13 protein-coding genes are annotated in these 15,047 nt (G+C 41.0%); 5 read left to right on the top strand and 8 right to left on the bottom strand.

The annotated features are described in order from the left end of the window. Positions 1-16: 16 nt before the first annotated feature. Positions 17-1,636, bottom strand: a complete 1,620-nt coding sequence (locus EJ103_RS05400; RefSeq protein ID WP_126006422.1) for a M28 family metallopeptidase — start codon at positions 1,634-1,636, stop codon at positions 17-19. A 155-nt stretch (positions 1,637-1,791) separates the two neighbouring features. On the opposite strand from EJ103_RS05400, the gene EJ103_RS20140 reads away from it, so the two are divergent. Further along, a complete protein-coding gene (locus EJ103_RS20140) occupies positions 1,792-1,941 on the top strand; it encodes a hypothetical protein (protein ID WP_164521610.1) in 150 nt (49 codons plus the stop codon). 55 nt (positions 1,942-1,996) lie between these two features. Here EJ103_RS20140 and EJ103_RS05405 read toward each other — a convergent pair whose 3' ends face one another. Beyond that, a complete protein-coding gene (locus EJ103_RS05405; protein WP_126006424.1) occupies positions 1,997-3,082 on the bottom strand; it encodes an MBL fold metallo-hydrolase in 1,086 nt (361 codons plus the stop codon). 122 nt (positions 3,083-3,204) lie between these two features. On the opposite strand from EJ103_RS05405, the gene EJ103_RS05410 reads away from it, so the two are divergent. Beyond that, the gene (locus EJ103_RS05410) at positions 3,205-3,798 is read left to right on the top strand and encodes a TetR/AcrR family transcriptional regulator (RefSeq protein ID WP_126006426.1); all 594 of its coding nucleotides are present in this window, start codon (positions 3,205-3,207) and stop codon (positions 3,796-3,798) included. A 324-nt stretch (positions 3,799-4,122) separates the two neighbouring features. Here EJ103_RS05410 and EJ103_RS05415 read toward each other — a convergent pair whose 3' ends face one another. Beyond that, the gene (locus tag EJ103_RS05415; protein WP_126006427.1) at positions 4,123-4,362 is read right to left on the bottom strand and encodes an RNA-binding protein; all 240 of its coding nucleotides are present in this window, start codon (positions 4,360-4,362) and stop codon (positions 4,123-4,125) included. Positions 4,363-4,576: 214 nt separating this feature from the next. On the opposite strand from EJ103_RS05415, the gene EJ103_RS05420 reads away from it, so the two are divergent. Continuing rightward, the gene (locus tag EJ103_RS05420) at positions 4,577-5,854 is read left to right on the top strand and encodes a VCBS domain-containing protein (protein WP_126006429.1); all 1,278 of its coding nucleotides are present in this window, start codon (positions 4,577-4,579) and stop codon (positions 5,852-5,854) included. Here EJ103_RS05420 and EJ103_RS05425 read toward each other — a convergent pair. After that, a complete protein-coding gene (locus EJ103_RS05425; RefSeq protein WP_126006431.1) occupies positions 5,843-6,781 on the bottom strand; it encodes a LysR family transcriptional regulator in 939 nt (312 codons plus the stop codon). The two genes, EJ103_RS05420 and EJ103_RS05425, sit on opposite strands and share 12 nt — an antisense overlap. A 147-nt stretch (positions 6,782-6,928) precedes the next feature. Between EJ103_RS05425 and EJ103_RS05430 the strand changes: the two genes are divergently transcribed. Then, positions 6,929-8,161, top strand: coding sequence for an efflux RND transporter periplasmic adaptor subunit (locus EJ103_RS05430; RefSeq protein ID WP_241232298.1), 1,233 nt, complete (start codon positions 6,929-6,931; stop codon positions 8,159-8,161). Positions 8,162-8,163: 2 nt separating this feature from the next. Beyond that, on the top strand, positions 8,164-11,292 hold the full coding sequence (locus tag EJ103_RS05435) for a multidrug efflux RND transporter permease subunit (protein ID WP_126006433.1): 3,129 nt from the start codon (positions 8,164-8,166) through the stop codon (positions 11,290-11,292). A 64-nt stretch (positions 11,293-11,356) separates the two neighbouring features. Here the strand turns inward: EJ103_RS05435 and lipA are convergent, their stop codons facing one another. From lipA to EJ103_RS05455, 4 genes are all read right to left on the bottom strand, one after another. Continuing rightward, positions 11,357-12,322: a lipoyl synthase gene (gene lipA, locus EJ103_RS05440; protein ID WP_004585911.1), complete on the bottom strand. Its 966-nt coding sequence runs from the start codon at positions 12,320-12,322 to the stop codon at positions 11,357-11,359. Next, on the bottom strand, positions 12,319-12,972 hold the full coding sequence (gene lipB, locus EJ103_RS05445) for a lipoyl(octanoyl) transferase LipB (protein WP_126006435.1): 654 nt from the start codon (positions 12,970-12,972) through the stop codon (positions 12,319-12,321). The genes lipA and lipB overlap by 4 nt, the downstream gene beginning before the upstream one ends. Positions 12,973-12,991: 19 nt before the next feature. Next, positions 12,992-13,270 (bottom strand): DUF493 family protein YbeD, encoded by a 279-nt coding sequence (gene ybeD, locus EJ103_RS05450; RefSeq protein WP_024033764.1) that lies wholly within the window; start codon positions 13,268-13,270, stop codon positions 12,992-12,994. Between the two features lie 342 nt (positions 13,271-13,612). Beyond that, positions 13,613-14,773: a serine hydrolase gene (locus EJ103_RS05455; RefSeq protein ID WP_004585914.1), complete on the bottom strand. Its 1,161-nt coding sequence runs from the start codon at positions 14,771-14,773 to the stop codon at positions 13,613-13,615. Between the last annotated feature and the right edge of the window lie 274 nt (positions 14,774-15,047).

Here is a 15,047-nt window from a genome sequence, read left to right on the forward strand (position 1 = left end):
TTAGCTTTAAGTATTATTATTGCTTATCGAGTGCGCGTTTTGCTTTAAAGTCTGAGTCACTTGTCCATTTAGGCCAGTCACCGTTATTAGCAAGTTGCGACGCTATATCAACAATAAGCTCTATATCTTGCTTTACGCCACCTAAAGACCACTGTGGCGAGTAATCATCGGCTTCTTTATGGTATTTATGTGCAATGTAATCTGGATCGGTATCGCCAAGGCTCATAAACAATAAGCTAGGAACGCCTTGCTTAGATAGCGAGAAATGATCAGATCTAAAAAACAAGCCATTTTGCGGGCGAGGATCCATTTTAACAACGCGACCTTGCGCTTTAGCGGCTTTTGCTAAATAGCTCTCCATTGTTGATAAGTCTTTGCCGTACTGCAAAATATAGTCAGTACCATCAAGCACGTTCATGCCATCAATATTTAATAACCCCACCATTTGCTTTGTTGGTATAACAGCGCCCGAGGCAAACTCTTGTGAGCCAATAAGCCCGGTTTCTTCTGCGGTAAAGTTGGCAAAAATAATTGAGCGTTTAAACGGTGTTTGCTGGTGAATTTGATTCATAATGCGAGCAATTTCTAGGGTTGCGGCTGTGCCAGATGCATTATCAACCGCGCCATTATAAATTTTAGGGCCACTATCAGTTTGTTTAGTTCCAAAATGATCCCAGTGGGCGCTTATAACAACGTATTCATCAGGCGCTTCGCTGCCGGTAATTTGCGCCACTACGTTATGCGATTTGGCATGCGATACTTCATTTTTAAACGCAAGATTAGCTTTAAGATTAAGTGGTGTGGCTTTAAAGTCATCGTTTAATGCGGCTTGCTTTAATTGCTGATAATTTAAGTTTGCCGATGCAAATAATTGCTCGGTAGCATCAAGGGTTAACCAGCCCATAACTGGCAGTTCGTTAGCGTTTAGGTTGTTGTCCATTAGGGTGTATTTTGTGCCCGTGTTTGAGCTTTCAACTACGCCCCAAGGGTAGGCTGCAGGTGCTGTTTCGTGCACAATAAATACCGCTTTGGCACCTTGGCGAGCAGCTTCTTCGTATTTGTAAGTCCAACGACCGTAGTAGGTCATGGCGTTACCTGTAAATAGTGCATCATTTTGTGTTGCAAAGCCTGGGTCGTTTACCAGCACCACTACCGTTTTTCCCTCAACATCAATGTTTTTATAATCGTTCCAATTGTATTCTGGCGCGTTTATTCCGTAGCCCACAAACACTATGTCTGAATCTCGCACATCAATAACTGGCTTTAATTGTTTGGTACGCGCTGTAAAATCCTTTCCTGCAACAAAGCTTAAATCGCCTATTGTTAACTGCATATTTTGATTTGCCGTTACCATCGCCATTTTTACCGGCTGCAAGTATTTTTCTTTGTACGCGCCTGTTAAACCCAGTGCTTTATATTGCTCGCTTAAGTAACCTACTGTTTTTACTTCACCATGAGTAAGCGGGCCGCGACCTTGAAAGTCATCTGAGGCAAGAATTTTAATATGCTGCTTTACATTATTTAGGCTTACACCGGGTGTGGTCTCTAAAGGAGATTGTTCGCTTGCAGGCTCTGAGCAGCCAAAAAGGGCAACTAGTAGGCCTAGGCTAGCGCTTTTTAAAAAGGTCGATACCATAGTTTTCGTCTTGTTTTAAATAATGGCGTTTAATATAAGGAAGCGCGGCTATGATGTCGAATTTTTATCTGTTTGTTTAAGCGCTCACTCAAAAATTGAAAGATTCGCTATTGGGGTGTATAAATAATCAACAACAATAAAATGGAGCACACACAATGAGCCAATCTAAAAAAAGCGGGTACTTATTTATAGGCAGCGGCGCTGCATTTTTTGCTGCAGCTTTGCTAGCACAGCAAGCAATGTTTTTTGCATTAGCTGTATCCTTTGTTGTATTAGGAACAATTAGTATAAAAAAAGCGGCTTAATAGCCGCTTATTTAATTAACACCTTGTAATAAATACCTTTAAAACACTTACCAAATTATTGTTTCCACCATTGATGGGTTATTGCAGCATCGGTAGGGGTAAATATTTGTCCAAACTCGGGCGTACTCAATGTTACGTTATTTATGCTGCTTGCAGCCGTTACTCGTTCAAATGGGTCAACCCAAGCATGAAACGCCAAATCAAACGTACCATTATGAATAGGCACTAAAGTTTTACCTTGTAAATCAATATGCGCTTGAACCGATTGCTCTGGTGTCATGTGTATATCGGCCCAATCTTTGTCGTAGGCACCTGTTTCAATTAGGGTTAAATCAAAAGGACCGTACTTGTTACCAATTTCTGTAAAGCCTGCAAAATAACCCGAATCACCACTAAAATAAACACTTTGCTGGGCGGTTTTAATAACCCACGAACCCCAAAGTGTGTTGTTTGCATCACTTAATCCACGGCCCGAAAAATGCTGAGTAGGGGTAAAGGCAACTAAGGCATGTTCGGTTTGTAGCTCCTGCCACCAGTTAAATGTGCTAATTTTGTTTTCATTCACTCCCCACTTAACTAAATCGGTATCTACACCAAGTGGCACATACAACTCTTTAGTTTTTGCGGCCAGCTTTTTAATAGCTGATTTATCAAGGTGATCGTAATGGTTGTGCGAAATAAGCACCTTATCGATAGGTGGCAGTTCGCTAATACTAATAGGCAACTTAGAAAAGCGCTTTGGCCCTAAAAAAGAAAAAGGAGATGCACGCTCACTAAATACCGGATCGAGTAACCAGTATTCGCCATGCACTTTTAAAAGTACGCTAGAGTGGCCAAGTTTAACGACATGCACGGTATTATTTGCAAGGGCATTAAGCATTTTTGCTGTAACACTTTTAATTGCAATGGGCTCTTTAGGTGTAATGTTGGTACGCTTTTCTGTTATGTAACGCCCTAAAATTCCGAGTGTTTTCTTAAAGCTATTCGGCTCAACCTGTTGATGGTTATGAAATTTACCATTTTCGTAGTTATCTACACTAGGCGTTTCATTAACACCTTGCGCAACTATTTGTTTATTCACGCTACAACCTCCAAAAACAATGATGGCGATGATCACAACTAACCATTTTATAAATGTCATCGTTAAACCTTAAAGTAAACTAATGAGTGTAGTTTTTCATTGTTTTGATAAAAAGTAAACTATGCAGTGCATTTTTTTATTGTTTAGTTAAAATGTAGCTATTAATAATTGCAGAACCCATTATGAAATTATCAGAAAAAAAACGCATAAATATTCTTCAAGCAGCAGAGCAGCTGTTTTTTGAAAAAGGTGTAGAGCACACTAGTATGGATCAAGTTGCTGCAAAAGCGGGGGCGTCTAAGCGAACTGTTTATAATCACTTTGCGACAAAAGAAGAGCTATTTCAGGCTATTTTAACGACTATGCTGGCTAAAATTAATCATGGTGATGTTATTCACTTTAATAAAAATCAACCAATTGATTTGCAGCTTACGGCTATTGCCGAGCAAGAAGTGGCTATGCTTACATCGCCTGATTTTTTACGTTTAGCTAAAATTGCTTTTATGCAAATGCTACAAGAGCCGCAGCTAGCAAAGTCTTTAAGTAATAATACTATGGGGTGTATGACTTATTTAGAAGGTTTTTTAGAGCAAGCTAAAATTGCAGGTGTTTTAAAAGGTGATGAGCTAAATGTAGCTGCTAAACAGTTTGTGTTTCAATTAAAATCGTTTGTGTTTTATCCACTACTTTATGGGTTTGAAACAGTAACAGAGCAGCAAAATAATAAAGTAATTGAACAAACAGTCAGCTTATTTTTGGCTAAATATAAAGCGTAAACTTAAAAGTAAAAAACCAGCAATTAGTTAGGGTCTGTTGACCTTTGCGGATTAAAATTTGTTCAACCTAGGGGCGATTTAATCGCGGCGAAAGGTTTGTAACCTAGTGGGCTAAGTCAAAACCGAGCAACAAAGAGTAAATTGCCCCTAGGAAGAACCCGCAGGGCAGCGCCTGTTTGGCATTAATGCTGCGTTATCGCCTACTTATGGGGAATAACCACACCACATAGGCTCTGCCTTGCCTAAATACCAAACAGGCTGCTGCAAATTTAACCCTGAAAGGTCAACAGACCCTAGTTTTAATCAAATATAGCAAGTAACTAATTACTCATCTGCGTATTTTACGCGAATTTTGCTTTTAGCTACGCTTAATTGATTTAATGCTTTAATAGCGCTTCTACTTTCTATGTCATTTGGCATTTCTACAAAGGCAAAGCCTTTTGACTGGCCAGTCTCTTTATCAAGTACTAAGTTACAGGTAGTCACTTTACCGTGAGCTGCAAACAATGTACGAAGTTCCTGCTCGGTAGTAGCGCGAGACAAGTTACGAACTAATAATTTCATATTTAACCTAAATAATGGGTTCAGTAATGATTATCTCAAGTAACTTCGCTTTAACCTAATTTTATTTTTATCCTCTCGTTTAAAGCTGCTTTTATGATGTAGTTAAGCCCAAAATATAAAACCGCATTGGTAATAAAGATCTAGTTATTAAAATAAATAATTGGTAAGTTATATTTTACTTTATTTACTTACCATTAACCTGGGCTGGTTGTTTATGTCAAAATTTAACTTGCGTGTTTTAACTATTTCTTCTGTTTGTTTTTTGGCTGGTTCAGTTGTAGGGTGCGGCAGCTCAGGGTCAAAAAGTGAGCCTGTAAATGTATCGATAGCAGCGCAGAGCGCCGCGGTAATTAGCGGTCAAACAGCTGTCAGTATTGAAAATACCCGAGAAGCTGCAATAACAGGTGAACTATCTATAACAGATGCACAAACCAACGAAGCGGTATTTAAAACGCAAAGCAATAACACCACTGATTATGGTTCATTTAGCTTAACGCAAGAAGGAAATTGGTCATATACTCTCAGTGGCGATAATACGACGGTTAATACCCTCAACGAAGGCGAAACCATACTTGATGAAGTAACTGTTACATCAGCTGATGGCACGACTGCCGCAGTGTCTATAACAATTATAGGTACTTCACGCGCTGATGATTTTATAATAAGTGAAGAGACCGCGCTTAATGCTGATGGCGCTAATACAGGGCTAAGTGCTTATACGTTAATAGAAAATGCTTTTAGTGAAGGTTCAATTGAATCGCCCGATATGTATAGCGGGAATCATCAAGATGTTGAGCATATTATTGAAGATACCGACTCAATAATTGGTAATCACTTTGTATTTTTAGCGCATCGCGATGACGACCAAGATAAAGACAAAGGCGCAACTGACCGCCAACGCAACGAAATAAAAGCTTATGATAAATCACCTGCGGCAACACTTGCCTTTAAAGGCGAAACCGTACAATACAGTTGGAAATTTAAAGTCTCTAGTGAGCTTGAGCTGAGCAGTAAATTTAGTCATTTCTTTCAAATAAAAGCCCGTAACGAGAGCAACGACAACACTAATGGTAACGACGATCAGCCTATTATTACGCTCTCGGGTGCACAAAAAAACAGTACAGGTAATCAGCTACAAGTGCGATATAGCGCAGGTTTTGACGAAAATGGTAACAGCACTGGACTTGATAAAAACCTTATAGAAACCGACTGGTCACTTATTACGGATGAATGGATAGCGGTATTTGTTCAAGCTACCTTTAGTGAAGAAGGCAAGTTTGATATGACCCTCACCCGCTTAAGTGACAACGAAGAGCTATTTAGCATTAGCGAGCAAAACATAGATATGTGGCGTGGCTTTAGCGATGATGACTTTGCACGCCCTAAATGGGGAATTTATCGCTCAATAGTCGAAACCGATAGCCTTCGCGCTGAAGAAGAGCAGGTACGATTTGCTGATTTTGTGATTAAAAAAGGCGTTTTAGCGCAATAAATACTTGCCTAGGTTTTTATCGTGACTACTTACACGCTGTTGAATAATAGTCACGATGTGGCGGCGTATCCATTGCAAACCTGCGTCGTTGTCTTGGCGCTTATGCCAAATAACAGAAACGGGCGTTGGCGGCGTATCAATAGGGCTTTTTAAAACCACGAGTTTTTTAGTAAAAATTTCGTGTTCAAGTGCTATTGAGGGAATGACACAAATAAGATCGGTATTTTTAAGAATATTAGGTACATTTGCGGCGTTATTTACCGTCATAGCTACTCGGCGTTTTAATCCTAATACTCTTAGTGCTTGATCAGAAGGCCCTAAAATATCGCCCGTAATTGATACTAATAAATGATCTGTATTAGCAAAGTCGGCAATGCTTAACGGGGCATTAGCAAGTGGATGACCAGGGCGCATAAGCACAACATACTGAGGCTTTAATAAGTGCTCGGCTCTAATAACGTTTTCTGACAAGGTGTAGCGGTTTATTGCCAGTTCGGCTTCGGCGTCTTTAAGTACATTTGCAGCCTCTACCGCCCGATTAGGAATGGCATGAATATTAATGCCTGGAGCCTGTTGTTCAATAATTTTACGAAGCGGTCCCCATATCATTTCTACAAATATATCAGCGGCAGAAATACGAAAGGTACGCTGCGCTGTCGCGGGATTAAATTCACTTTGGTTTATAGCATGCTCTAATGAACCAAGTGGCCCCTGTATTTGCCCCCATAAATTATTAGCAAATGCAGTTGGTTGAATATTTCGGCCATCTTTTATAAATAACTCTTCTCCCCAGGCTGCGCGCATACGAGCAAGTGCGTTAGATACCGCAGGTTGTGTAAGTGACAAGTGCTCGGCTGCACGAGTAATACTGCCCTCAGTCATGATGGCATCAAAAATCATTAATAAGTTAAGCTCTTGGGGACGCATGGTACACCGCCTTAAATTTTAAACGTAATAGTACTATATATCATTTTTAATGATGTATCTTATATTAAAATATAATTATTTTTATGCTTTTGCTGCGTTCATAATATCGCCAGTTTTAACACAACTCGAACAGCAAGAGAGTTAGTCATGTCAGCTATATATAAATTTACTTACACGTTTATTATCGCACTATTAGCAGTAATGCTTGGTGCTTGCAGTGATAAACCAAGTTCTAATCAAGTGAAGGATCAGTCTTCGCAAGGGGTATCGGTAGAGGTAGCCGAAGTGATAAGCCAGCGAATAACCGAATGGGATAGTTTTACAGGGCGGCTAGAGTCGCCGCAAACAGTGTTATTGCGCCCTCGCGTATCTGGTTATATTGAAGCCGCAGTATTTGAAGAAGGGGAGCTGGTAAATAAAGGCGACACTTTATTTTTAATTGATAGCCGCGAATTTAATGCACAAGTAAACCGCCTAACAGCGCAACTTGATGAAGCAAAAAGCCGCTTAAAACTAGCAAAGCAAGATTTTAATCGAGCTAAAGAGCTATTTAAAAGTAAATCAATATCTAAAGAGTTATTAGAGACCCGAGGCGCAGAGGTTGACCAAGCAAATGCCTACGTAGCACAAAGTAATGCATCCCTTGAGCTTGCACAGCTAAACAAAACCTTTACACGCGTAGAAGCGCCTATTTCTGGGCGAGTGTCTCGTGCGTTAATTACCGAGGGCAACTATGTCAGTGCAGGGCAAACTGTAATGACCTCTATTGTCTCTACAGAGCAGGTTTATGCCTATTTTGATATTGATGAAGCAACATGGCTTAACTATCAACAAGCGCACCTTGATAACAATCAATCTACCGCGTTACCTGTGGCGATGCGTTTAGCGAATGAGCAAGATTACCAACACTGGGGCAAGCTTGATTTTGTTGATAACCAAGTAAATACCCAAACCGGTACATTACGCGTGAGGGCTGTATTTAATAATCAAGACGGCGCGCTTTTACCTGGGTTATTCGCCCATTTAAAATTAGCCGGGGGCAATACTGAGCAAGGTATTTTAATTGCAGAGAAAGCCATTGGTACCGATTTAAATAATAAATACGTTTTAACGGTTGATGAGCAAAATAAAGTGCAATACCGCGCCATTACTTTAGGCGACAAAGTGGGTGAGCTACGAGTTATTAAACAAGGTTTAAAAAGCGGCGAACGCATAGTAGTTAATGGCTTGCAGCGCGTGCGCTCTGGCGTACTCATTACGCCAGAATTAATTAATATGGCAAAGCAAAGTACTTTAAACGAGTTACAAGCTTGGCAGCAAAAGGTTGATAACCAAAACCGCTTAGCCAATGCCGAGCCAACACTTGAAATAGGCATGTAATAATGAATTTTTCTCAGTTTTTTATTCATCGACCTATTTTTGCAGCGGTTTTATCTATTCTTATTTTTATAGGGGGTGCGATAGCCATATGGCAGTTACCTATTACAGAATACCCAGATGTAGTACCCCCAACGGTTGTTGTTACAGCTAACTACCCAGGTGCAAATCCTAAGGTAATAGCCGAAACCGTGGCCACAGTGCTTGAACAAGAGATAAACGGCGTAGAAAACATGCTGTACCAGTCATCGCTTGCAAACTCTGCCGGCACCATGACATTAACAGTCACCTTTGCGATAGGGAGCGACCCTGACGAAGCAACTACCTTGGTACAAAATAGGGTAAATAGAGCAATACCTCGCCTACCAGAGGAAGTACAAAGGCTAGGTGTGGTCACCGAAAAGTCATCACCTAACCTTACCCTAGCGGTACACATAACTTCGCCTTCAGGGCGATACGACAGTTTGTACCTGTCTAATTATAGCGATCAATTTATAAAAGATGAGCTAAAGCGCATTAATGGCGTGGGCCAAGTACGTGTATTTGGCGCAGGCGATTACAGTATGCGTGTGTGGCTAGAGCCTAACAAATTAGCGGCGCTCAATTTAAACCCAAGTGATGTAGTCAATGCTATTCGCTCGCAAAATCAGCAAGCTGCGGCAGGAAGCCTAGGTGCACAACCCATAGGCACCAGTGAGTTTCAATGGCTTATCAATGTAGAAGGGCGCTTAATAGAGCAAGATGAATTTGAAGAAATAATCGTAAAAACGGGCGATAACGGCGAAATTACACTGCTAAAAGATGTTGCTAGAGTAGAGCTAGGTGCAGATAGTTATACCCTTAGGCCACTTCTTAATAATGAATCCATTGCCGCTGTGCCTGTTTTTCAAGCACCAGGCTCTAATGCATTACAAATTTCTGACGATGTGCGCGCTAAAATGGCTGAACTATCGACGCTATTTCCAGAGGGTATGAGCTATGAAATAGTGTATGACCCTACCGTATTTGTAAGGGGCTCTATTGAAGCCGTAGTCGATACATTATTTGAAGCGGTTTTATTAGTTGTGTTGGTCATTGTGCTGTTTTTACAAACATGGCGAGCATCTATTATTCCGCTAGTGGCAGTGCCAATTTCATTAGTGGGCACTTTTGCTTTTATGCACTTAATGGGATTTTCACTTAATGCGTTGTCGTTATTTGGCTTGGTGTTAGCAATCGGTATTGTTGTTGATGATGCCATTGTTGTGGTCGAAAACGTTGAAAGAAACATCAGTGAGGGATTAAGTCCCATTGATGCAACCACTCAAGCAATGAAAGAAGTAACAGGGCCTATTATTGCCACTACTTTAGTGCTTGCTGCGGTGTTTATTCCTACTGCGTTTATGAGCGGTTTAACAGGGCAATTTTATCGTCAATTTGCTCTTACAATTACTATTTCAACAGTGCTTTCTGCCATTAACTCGCTTACGCTAAGCCCAGCGCTGGCTGCGTTATTACTCAAACCTCATGGGCAAGACAACGATTGGTTAAGCCGTGCCATTAATAAATTATTTGGCCGCTGGTTATTTGCGCCTTTTAACAAAATGTTCGATAAAGCCTCGGGTAAATACACAGGAGCCGTTGGTCTAATAGTGCATAAGGGCGGCATAATTGGTGTGCTATACGTTGGTTTACTGGCTTTAACGTGGCAACAGTTTGAAAATACGCCAACAGGCTATGTTCCGCCGCAGGATAAAATGTATCTCGTCGCTTTTGCGCAATTACCTAATGCAGCATCGCTAGATCGCTCTGAAGCGGTGGTTCGCCAAATGTCAGAGATAATCAGGGCGCACCCAGGCGTTAGTGACGCCGTCGCCTTTGCAGGTTTAAGTATTAATGGTTTATCTATAAACCCAAGTTCGGGGATGATGTTTACACCGTTAGAGCCGTTTTCAAAGCGGCAGGGCCCGCGCATGTCGGCAGCTGAAATAGCGGAAGATTTAAATAAACAACTTAGTCAAATAAAAGGCGCTAATGTTGCTATATTTCCGCCTCCTCCAGTAAGGGGAATGGGCACCATTGGTGGCTTTAGGCTGCAGCTTGAAGATAGAGGCTCATTAGGGTTTGACACCTTGCAGCAAGTAACAAATGAAGTAATTGCTAAGGCTAAAGCCGACCCCGCTCTTGCTAATGCGTTTACTAGTTTTACAACCGACGTACCGCAGCTAGATGTAAAGGTAGATCGTAAAAAGGCACTAAGCTTAGGGCTTGAAATAAACACCTTATTTGAAGCGATGCAAGGCTATTTAGGTACAGTTTATGTGAACGACTTTAATCTATTTGGTCGCACGTATCAGGTAAATGTGCAGGCAGATGCACCCTACAGAGAAGATGTAGAGCAAATTAAGCAATTAAAAGTGCGCAATAAAAATGGCGATATGATCCCCCTTGGCGCAGTGCTTAGTATTGAGCATAGTTTAGGGCCAGATAGAGTAATGCATTATAACGGCTATGTTACGGCAGAGGTTAACGGCGTACCCGCACCAGGGTATAGCTCTGACCAAGCTAAAGCCGCAATAGAAAAAATACTCGATGAAACACTGCCAATGGGTATTGCGTATGAGTGGACAGACATAACCTATCAGCAAATTTTAGCGGGCGATACTTCAATGTATGTATTTCCACTTATTGTGTTGCTTGTATTTTTGGTTTTAGCAGCGCAGTACGAAAGCTTACGTTTGCCTGTCGCTATTATTTTAATTGTGCCTATGACATTGCTAAGTGCGCTGATTGGTGTGGCTATTTATGGTGGTGATAATAATATTTTCACCCAAATTGGCCTAATCGTATTGTTTGGACTTGCCACTAAAAACGCTATTTTAATTGTTGAGTTTGCAAAAGAGCTGCAAGATACCGGTATGGATGCATTTAATGCCATTAAAGAGGCGAGCCGGTTGCGATTACGCCCAATATTAATGACCTCAATAGCATTTATTATGGGGGTTGTACCTATGGTGTTTTCATCGGGAGCAGGCTCTGAAATGCGCCAAGCTATGGGCGTTGCGGTATTTTCTGGCATGATAGGCGTAACGGTATTTGGCTTAATACTTACACCTGTGTTTTATTATATACTTAAACACAGTGGTAAAAATTAAACCAACAAAAAAGCCCTTAGCAATTTAATTGCTAAGGGCTTTTTTAATGCGTTTTAAAAAGTAATTATTTTACTTCTTTACCTGCAGCTTGTTGGTCAGCGTGATAGCTTGAACGAACAAATGGGCCAGAGGCAGCATGCGTAAAGCCAATTTCATCAGCGTATTCTTTTAGTGCATCAAATTCCGCTGGTGGCACGTAACGTTTAACTGGCAAGTGATGCTTAGAAGGCTGTAAGTATTGGCCAACGGTAAGCATGTCAACGTTATGCGCACGTAGGTCACGTAATACTTCTTCTATTTCACTAATTTCTTCACCTAGGCCAACCATTAAGCCAGACTTAGTTTTTACCTCTGGGTGCGCTTCTTTAAAGCGACGAAGTAATTCTAACGACCATTTATAATCGGCACCCGGGCGCGCAAGCTTGTACAAACGCGGGGCAGTTTCTAGGTTGTGATTAAACACATCAGGTGGCGTTTCAATTAGTATCTCTAGTGCGCGGTCCATACGACCACGAAAATCTGGCACTAAAATCTCAATAGTAATGGTTGGATTGTGCTTACGGATTTCGCGAATACAATCGGCAAAATGCTGTGCGCCGCCATCACGTAAATCATCACGGTCAACCGAGGTAATAACCACGTAGCTAAGCTTCATGTCTTTAATTGTCAATGCAAGCTTTTCAGGCTCTGCTGCATCAGGTTTTAATGGGCGACCATGGGCAACATCACAAAATGGGCAACGACGAGTACAAATAGCACCTAAAATCATAAAGGTAGCAGTACCGTGGTTAAAACACTCAGAAAGGTTAGGGCACGAGGCCTCTTCACATACTGAGTGTAAGCCGTGCTTACGCATAGCTTGTTTTATACCGTCGATACGCTCGGTAGATTTTGGTAAGCGAATTTTAAGCCACTCTGGCTTGCGCAACATTTCAGTTTTTTCTGTAGGTAAAACTTTAACGGGGATCAACGCCATTTTTTCTGCGTCGCGTAGTTTTACACCTGGTTCCATTTTGACTGGTTTATTCATTCGTTTTCAAACCCTTCAGTATGCTTAACCTGTGTTGCATTAAGCTTCTTTATCATGTGTTTTACCAGCCCTTCACCTGCTTGTGCTAAGTTTTGAGGGCCGTTTAATTCTTTCGTTTGCACCATGTTCATGCCGGCATAACCACACGGGTTGATGCGTAAAAACGGGCTTAAGTCCATGTTAACATTTAATGCTAATCCATGAAACGAGCAACCACGACGAACACGTAATCCTAATGATGCAATTTTACTCTCGTTTACGTACACACCGGGTGCATCGGCTTTTGCGTAGGCTTTAATATCATACTCATTAAGGGTATCAATAATGCACTCTTCAAGCCAAGTAACAAGCTCGCGCACACCAATTTTTAAGCGGCGCAAGTTAAATAACACATACATCATTTGTTGGCCGGGGCCATGGTAAGTAACTTGCCCGCCACGGTCTACCTTAATGACTTCTATGTCACCAGGGGCGAGTAAATGCTCATCTTTACCAGCTTGGCCTTGTGTAAATACACTCTCGTGCTCTACAAGCCAAATTTCATCTGGCGAGCTGTCGTCACGGGTGTCGGTATAGGCTTGCATTTTTTGCCAAATTGGCATGTAACGCTGACGGCCTAGTTGGCGTACGATTAAAGTGTTTTCGTTCACAACAAGTCTCAACTATGGCTTAAAGCATATGGCGTACGTCATCAATGTTGCTGATCACGTTGTAAATTTCTTCTATGTGTTTACCGCTTGTCACTGTGGCAACAAACGTTACCGACTCATAATTGCCTTTACTGCTTGGCTTTACTTTTGGTGCGTAGTCACCAGGTGCAATAGGTTGTAACTTAGCTAAAATTTGTTCCGTAAGGTTAACGTTTGCTAAACCCATAACTTTAAATGTGAACGGACATGGGTACTCAAGGTACTCATCAAATTTAGTATTTTTAACAGGTTGAACCACGACGGTGACTCCTCAAACAAAAAATGTTGGCTACGTGAGATAATATCAATCCGCAATAAGACTTAATCATTTTGCGGGGCTAAACGTGTTGCTACCTGCGTTAAAAAATGCTCATTTAGAACAACTAAATAGTGATTTATTAGCCAAGTTATCAACACGTTTTTCCAGCCTCAAAATAGATTACTTAATTAACCGAATTGGTATAACGCTAAGCGTGACTGGCCGGTTTAGGGTGATCCTGCCTATATGGGGCGCATTCTATCATTTTTCAAGCAAAAAAAAACGCCTCATAACAGAGGCGCTTCGTTTAACAACCCAACGACTGTCGGGTTATTTTTACGTTTACATAATTTGTAAACGTAAGTAGTCGTAAATTTTGCTAAAGAAGCTGCCTTCTTCCACTTCTTCCAGTGTAACTAGCGGGTATTGTGCAATATCTTCACCCTCTAGTTGTAAGAATAAAGTGCCTACTTTAGTGCCTTTCGCTAATGGTGCTTCGAGTGTGTTGTCTAGCTCAAAGTTAGCTTTAAGGTTTTTATGCTGACCACGTGGAATGGTAATTGGGGTATCTTCTAAAATACCTAACGATACATTTTCTTTATTACCCATCCAAATACGTTGTTCTGCAAAGCTGTCGCCTGCTTTGTAAGGTGTAATTGTTTCAAAAAAGCGAAATCCGTAGTTAAGTAGTTTTTTGCTTTCTACTTTACGTGCGCGCTCGCTTGATGTGCCCATAACAACCGCAATTAAACGCATGTCGTTTTTAGTCGCAGACGTTACTAAGCTGTAACCTGCCTCTGATGTGTGACCCGTTTTAATGCCATCAACATCTAGGCTTTCATCCCATAACAAAGAGTTACGGTTATATTGTTTAATGCCGTTGTAAGTAAACGATTTTTGCTTATAAAGTGCGTACTCATCAGGTACATCACGAATAAGTGCAGCGCCTAGCGTCGCCATATCACGTGGGGTAGTGTAATGCTCGTCTGTATCTAAACCGTGGCTATTAATAAAGTGGCTGTTGCTCATGCCTAATTTAGCGGCATGGGCATTCATTAAATCAGCAAATGCGCTTTCGCTACCTGCAATGTGCTCAGCCATGGCTACACATGCATCATTACCAGATTGAATAATAATACCGTGGTTAAGCTCATCAACACTTATTTGCTTGCCTACTTCAATAAACATTTTTGACGATTCAGGGAAGTTTTTAGCCCAGGCTTTTTCGCTCACTGTAACCATATCGGTTGGTGCAATGTTACCGGCGTTAATTTCTGTACCAATTACATAACTAGTCATCATTTTAGTTAAGCTTGCAGGGGCTAGCTTTGTATCAGCTTCACCTTCAGCAATAACTTTACCTGTTGTAAAGTCTACTAAAAAATAACCTTTTGCATTAATTTGAGGTGGAGCCGGAATAATTTGGGCGCTGGCTGAAAATACGGCGGCTGTGCAAACTAAGCCGCATACACCTTTGAGGATTTTATGTTTAATTGATTTCATCATACTCATTAATGGTTAAAGTTAAAAATTCGCGTTAGTCCATCTTATACCCAAACTACCCCGAGATGCGAGCGTCGTTGGAATTAAAAACAATTTAGACAAGGCATTGATTGTCAATAATAGTCACTCTATTGTTCAAATCAATAACGCAGTATAAATCGTTTTTAAACCACGCTTCAGGGCGTTTCACTAAGGCTGATTTTCTGTGTTGTTATTTTTTAAAAGGGATTGCCAATTAAAAAATAACACCTAGATTTTAAGCCCAATACAACGC

Source organism: Pseudoalteromonas sp. Xi13, from assembly GCF_003952205.1.
Taxonomy (GTDB): domain Bacteria; phylum Pseudomonadota; class Gammaproteobacteria; order Enterobacterales; family Alteromonadaceae; genus Pseudoalteromonas; species Pseudoalteromonas atlantica.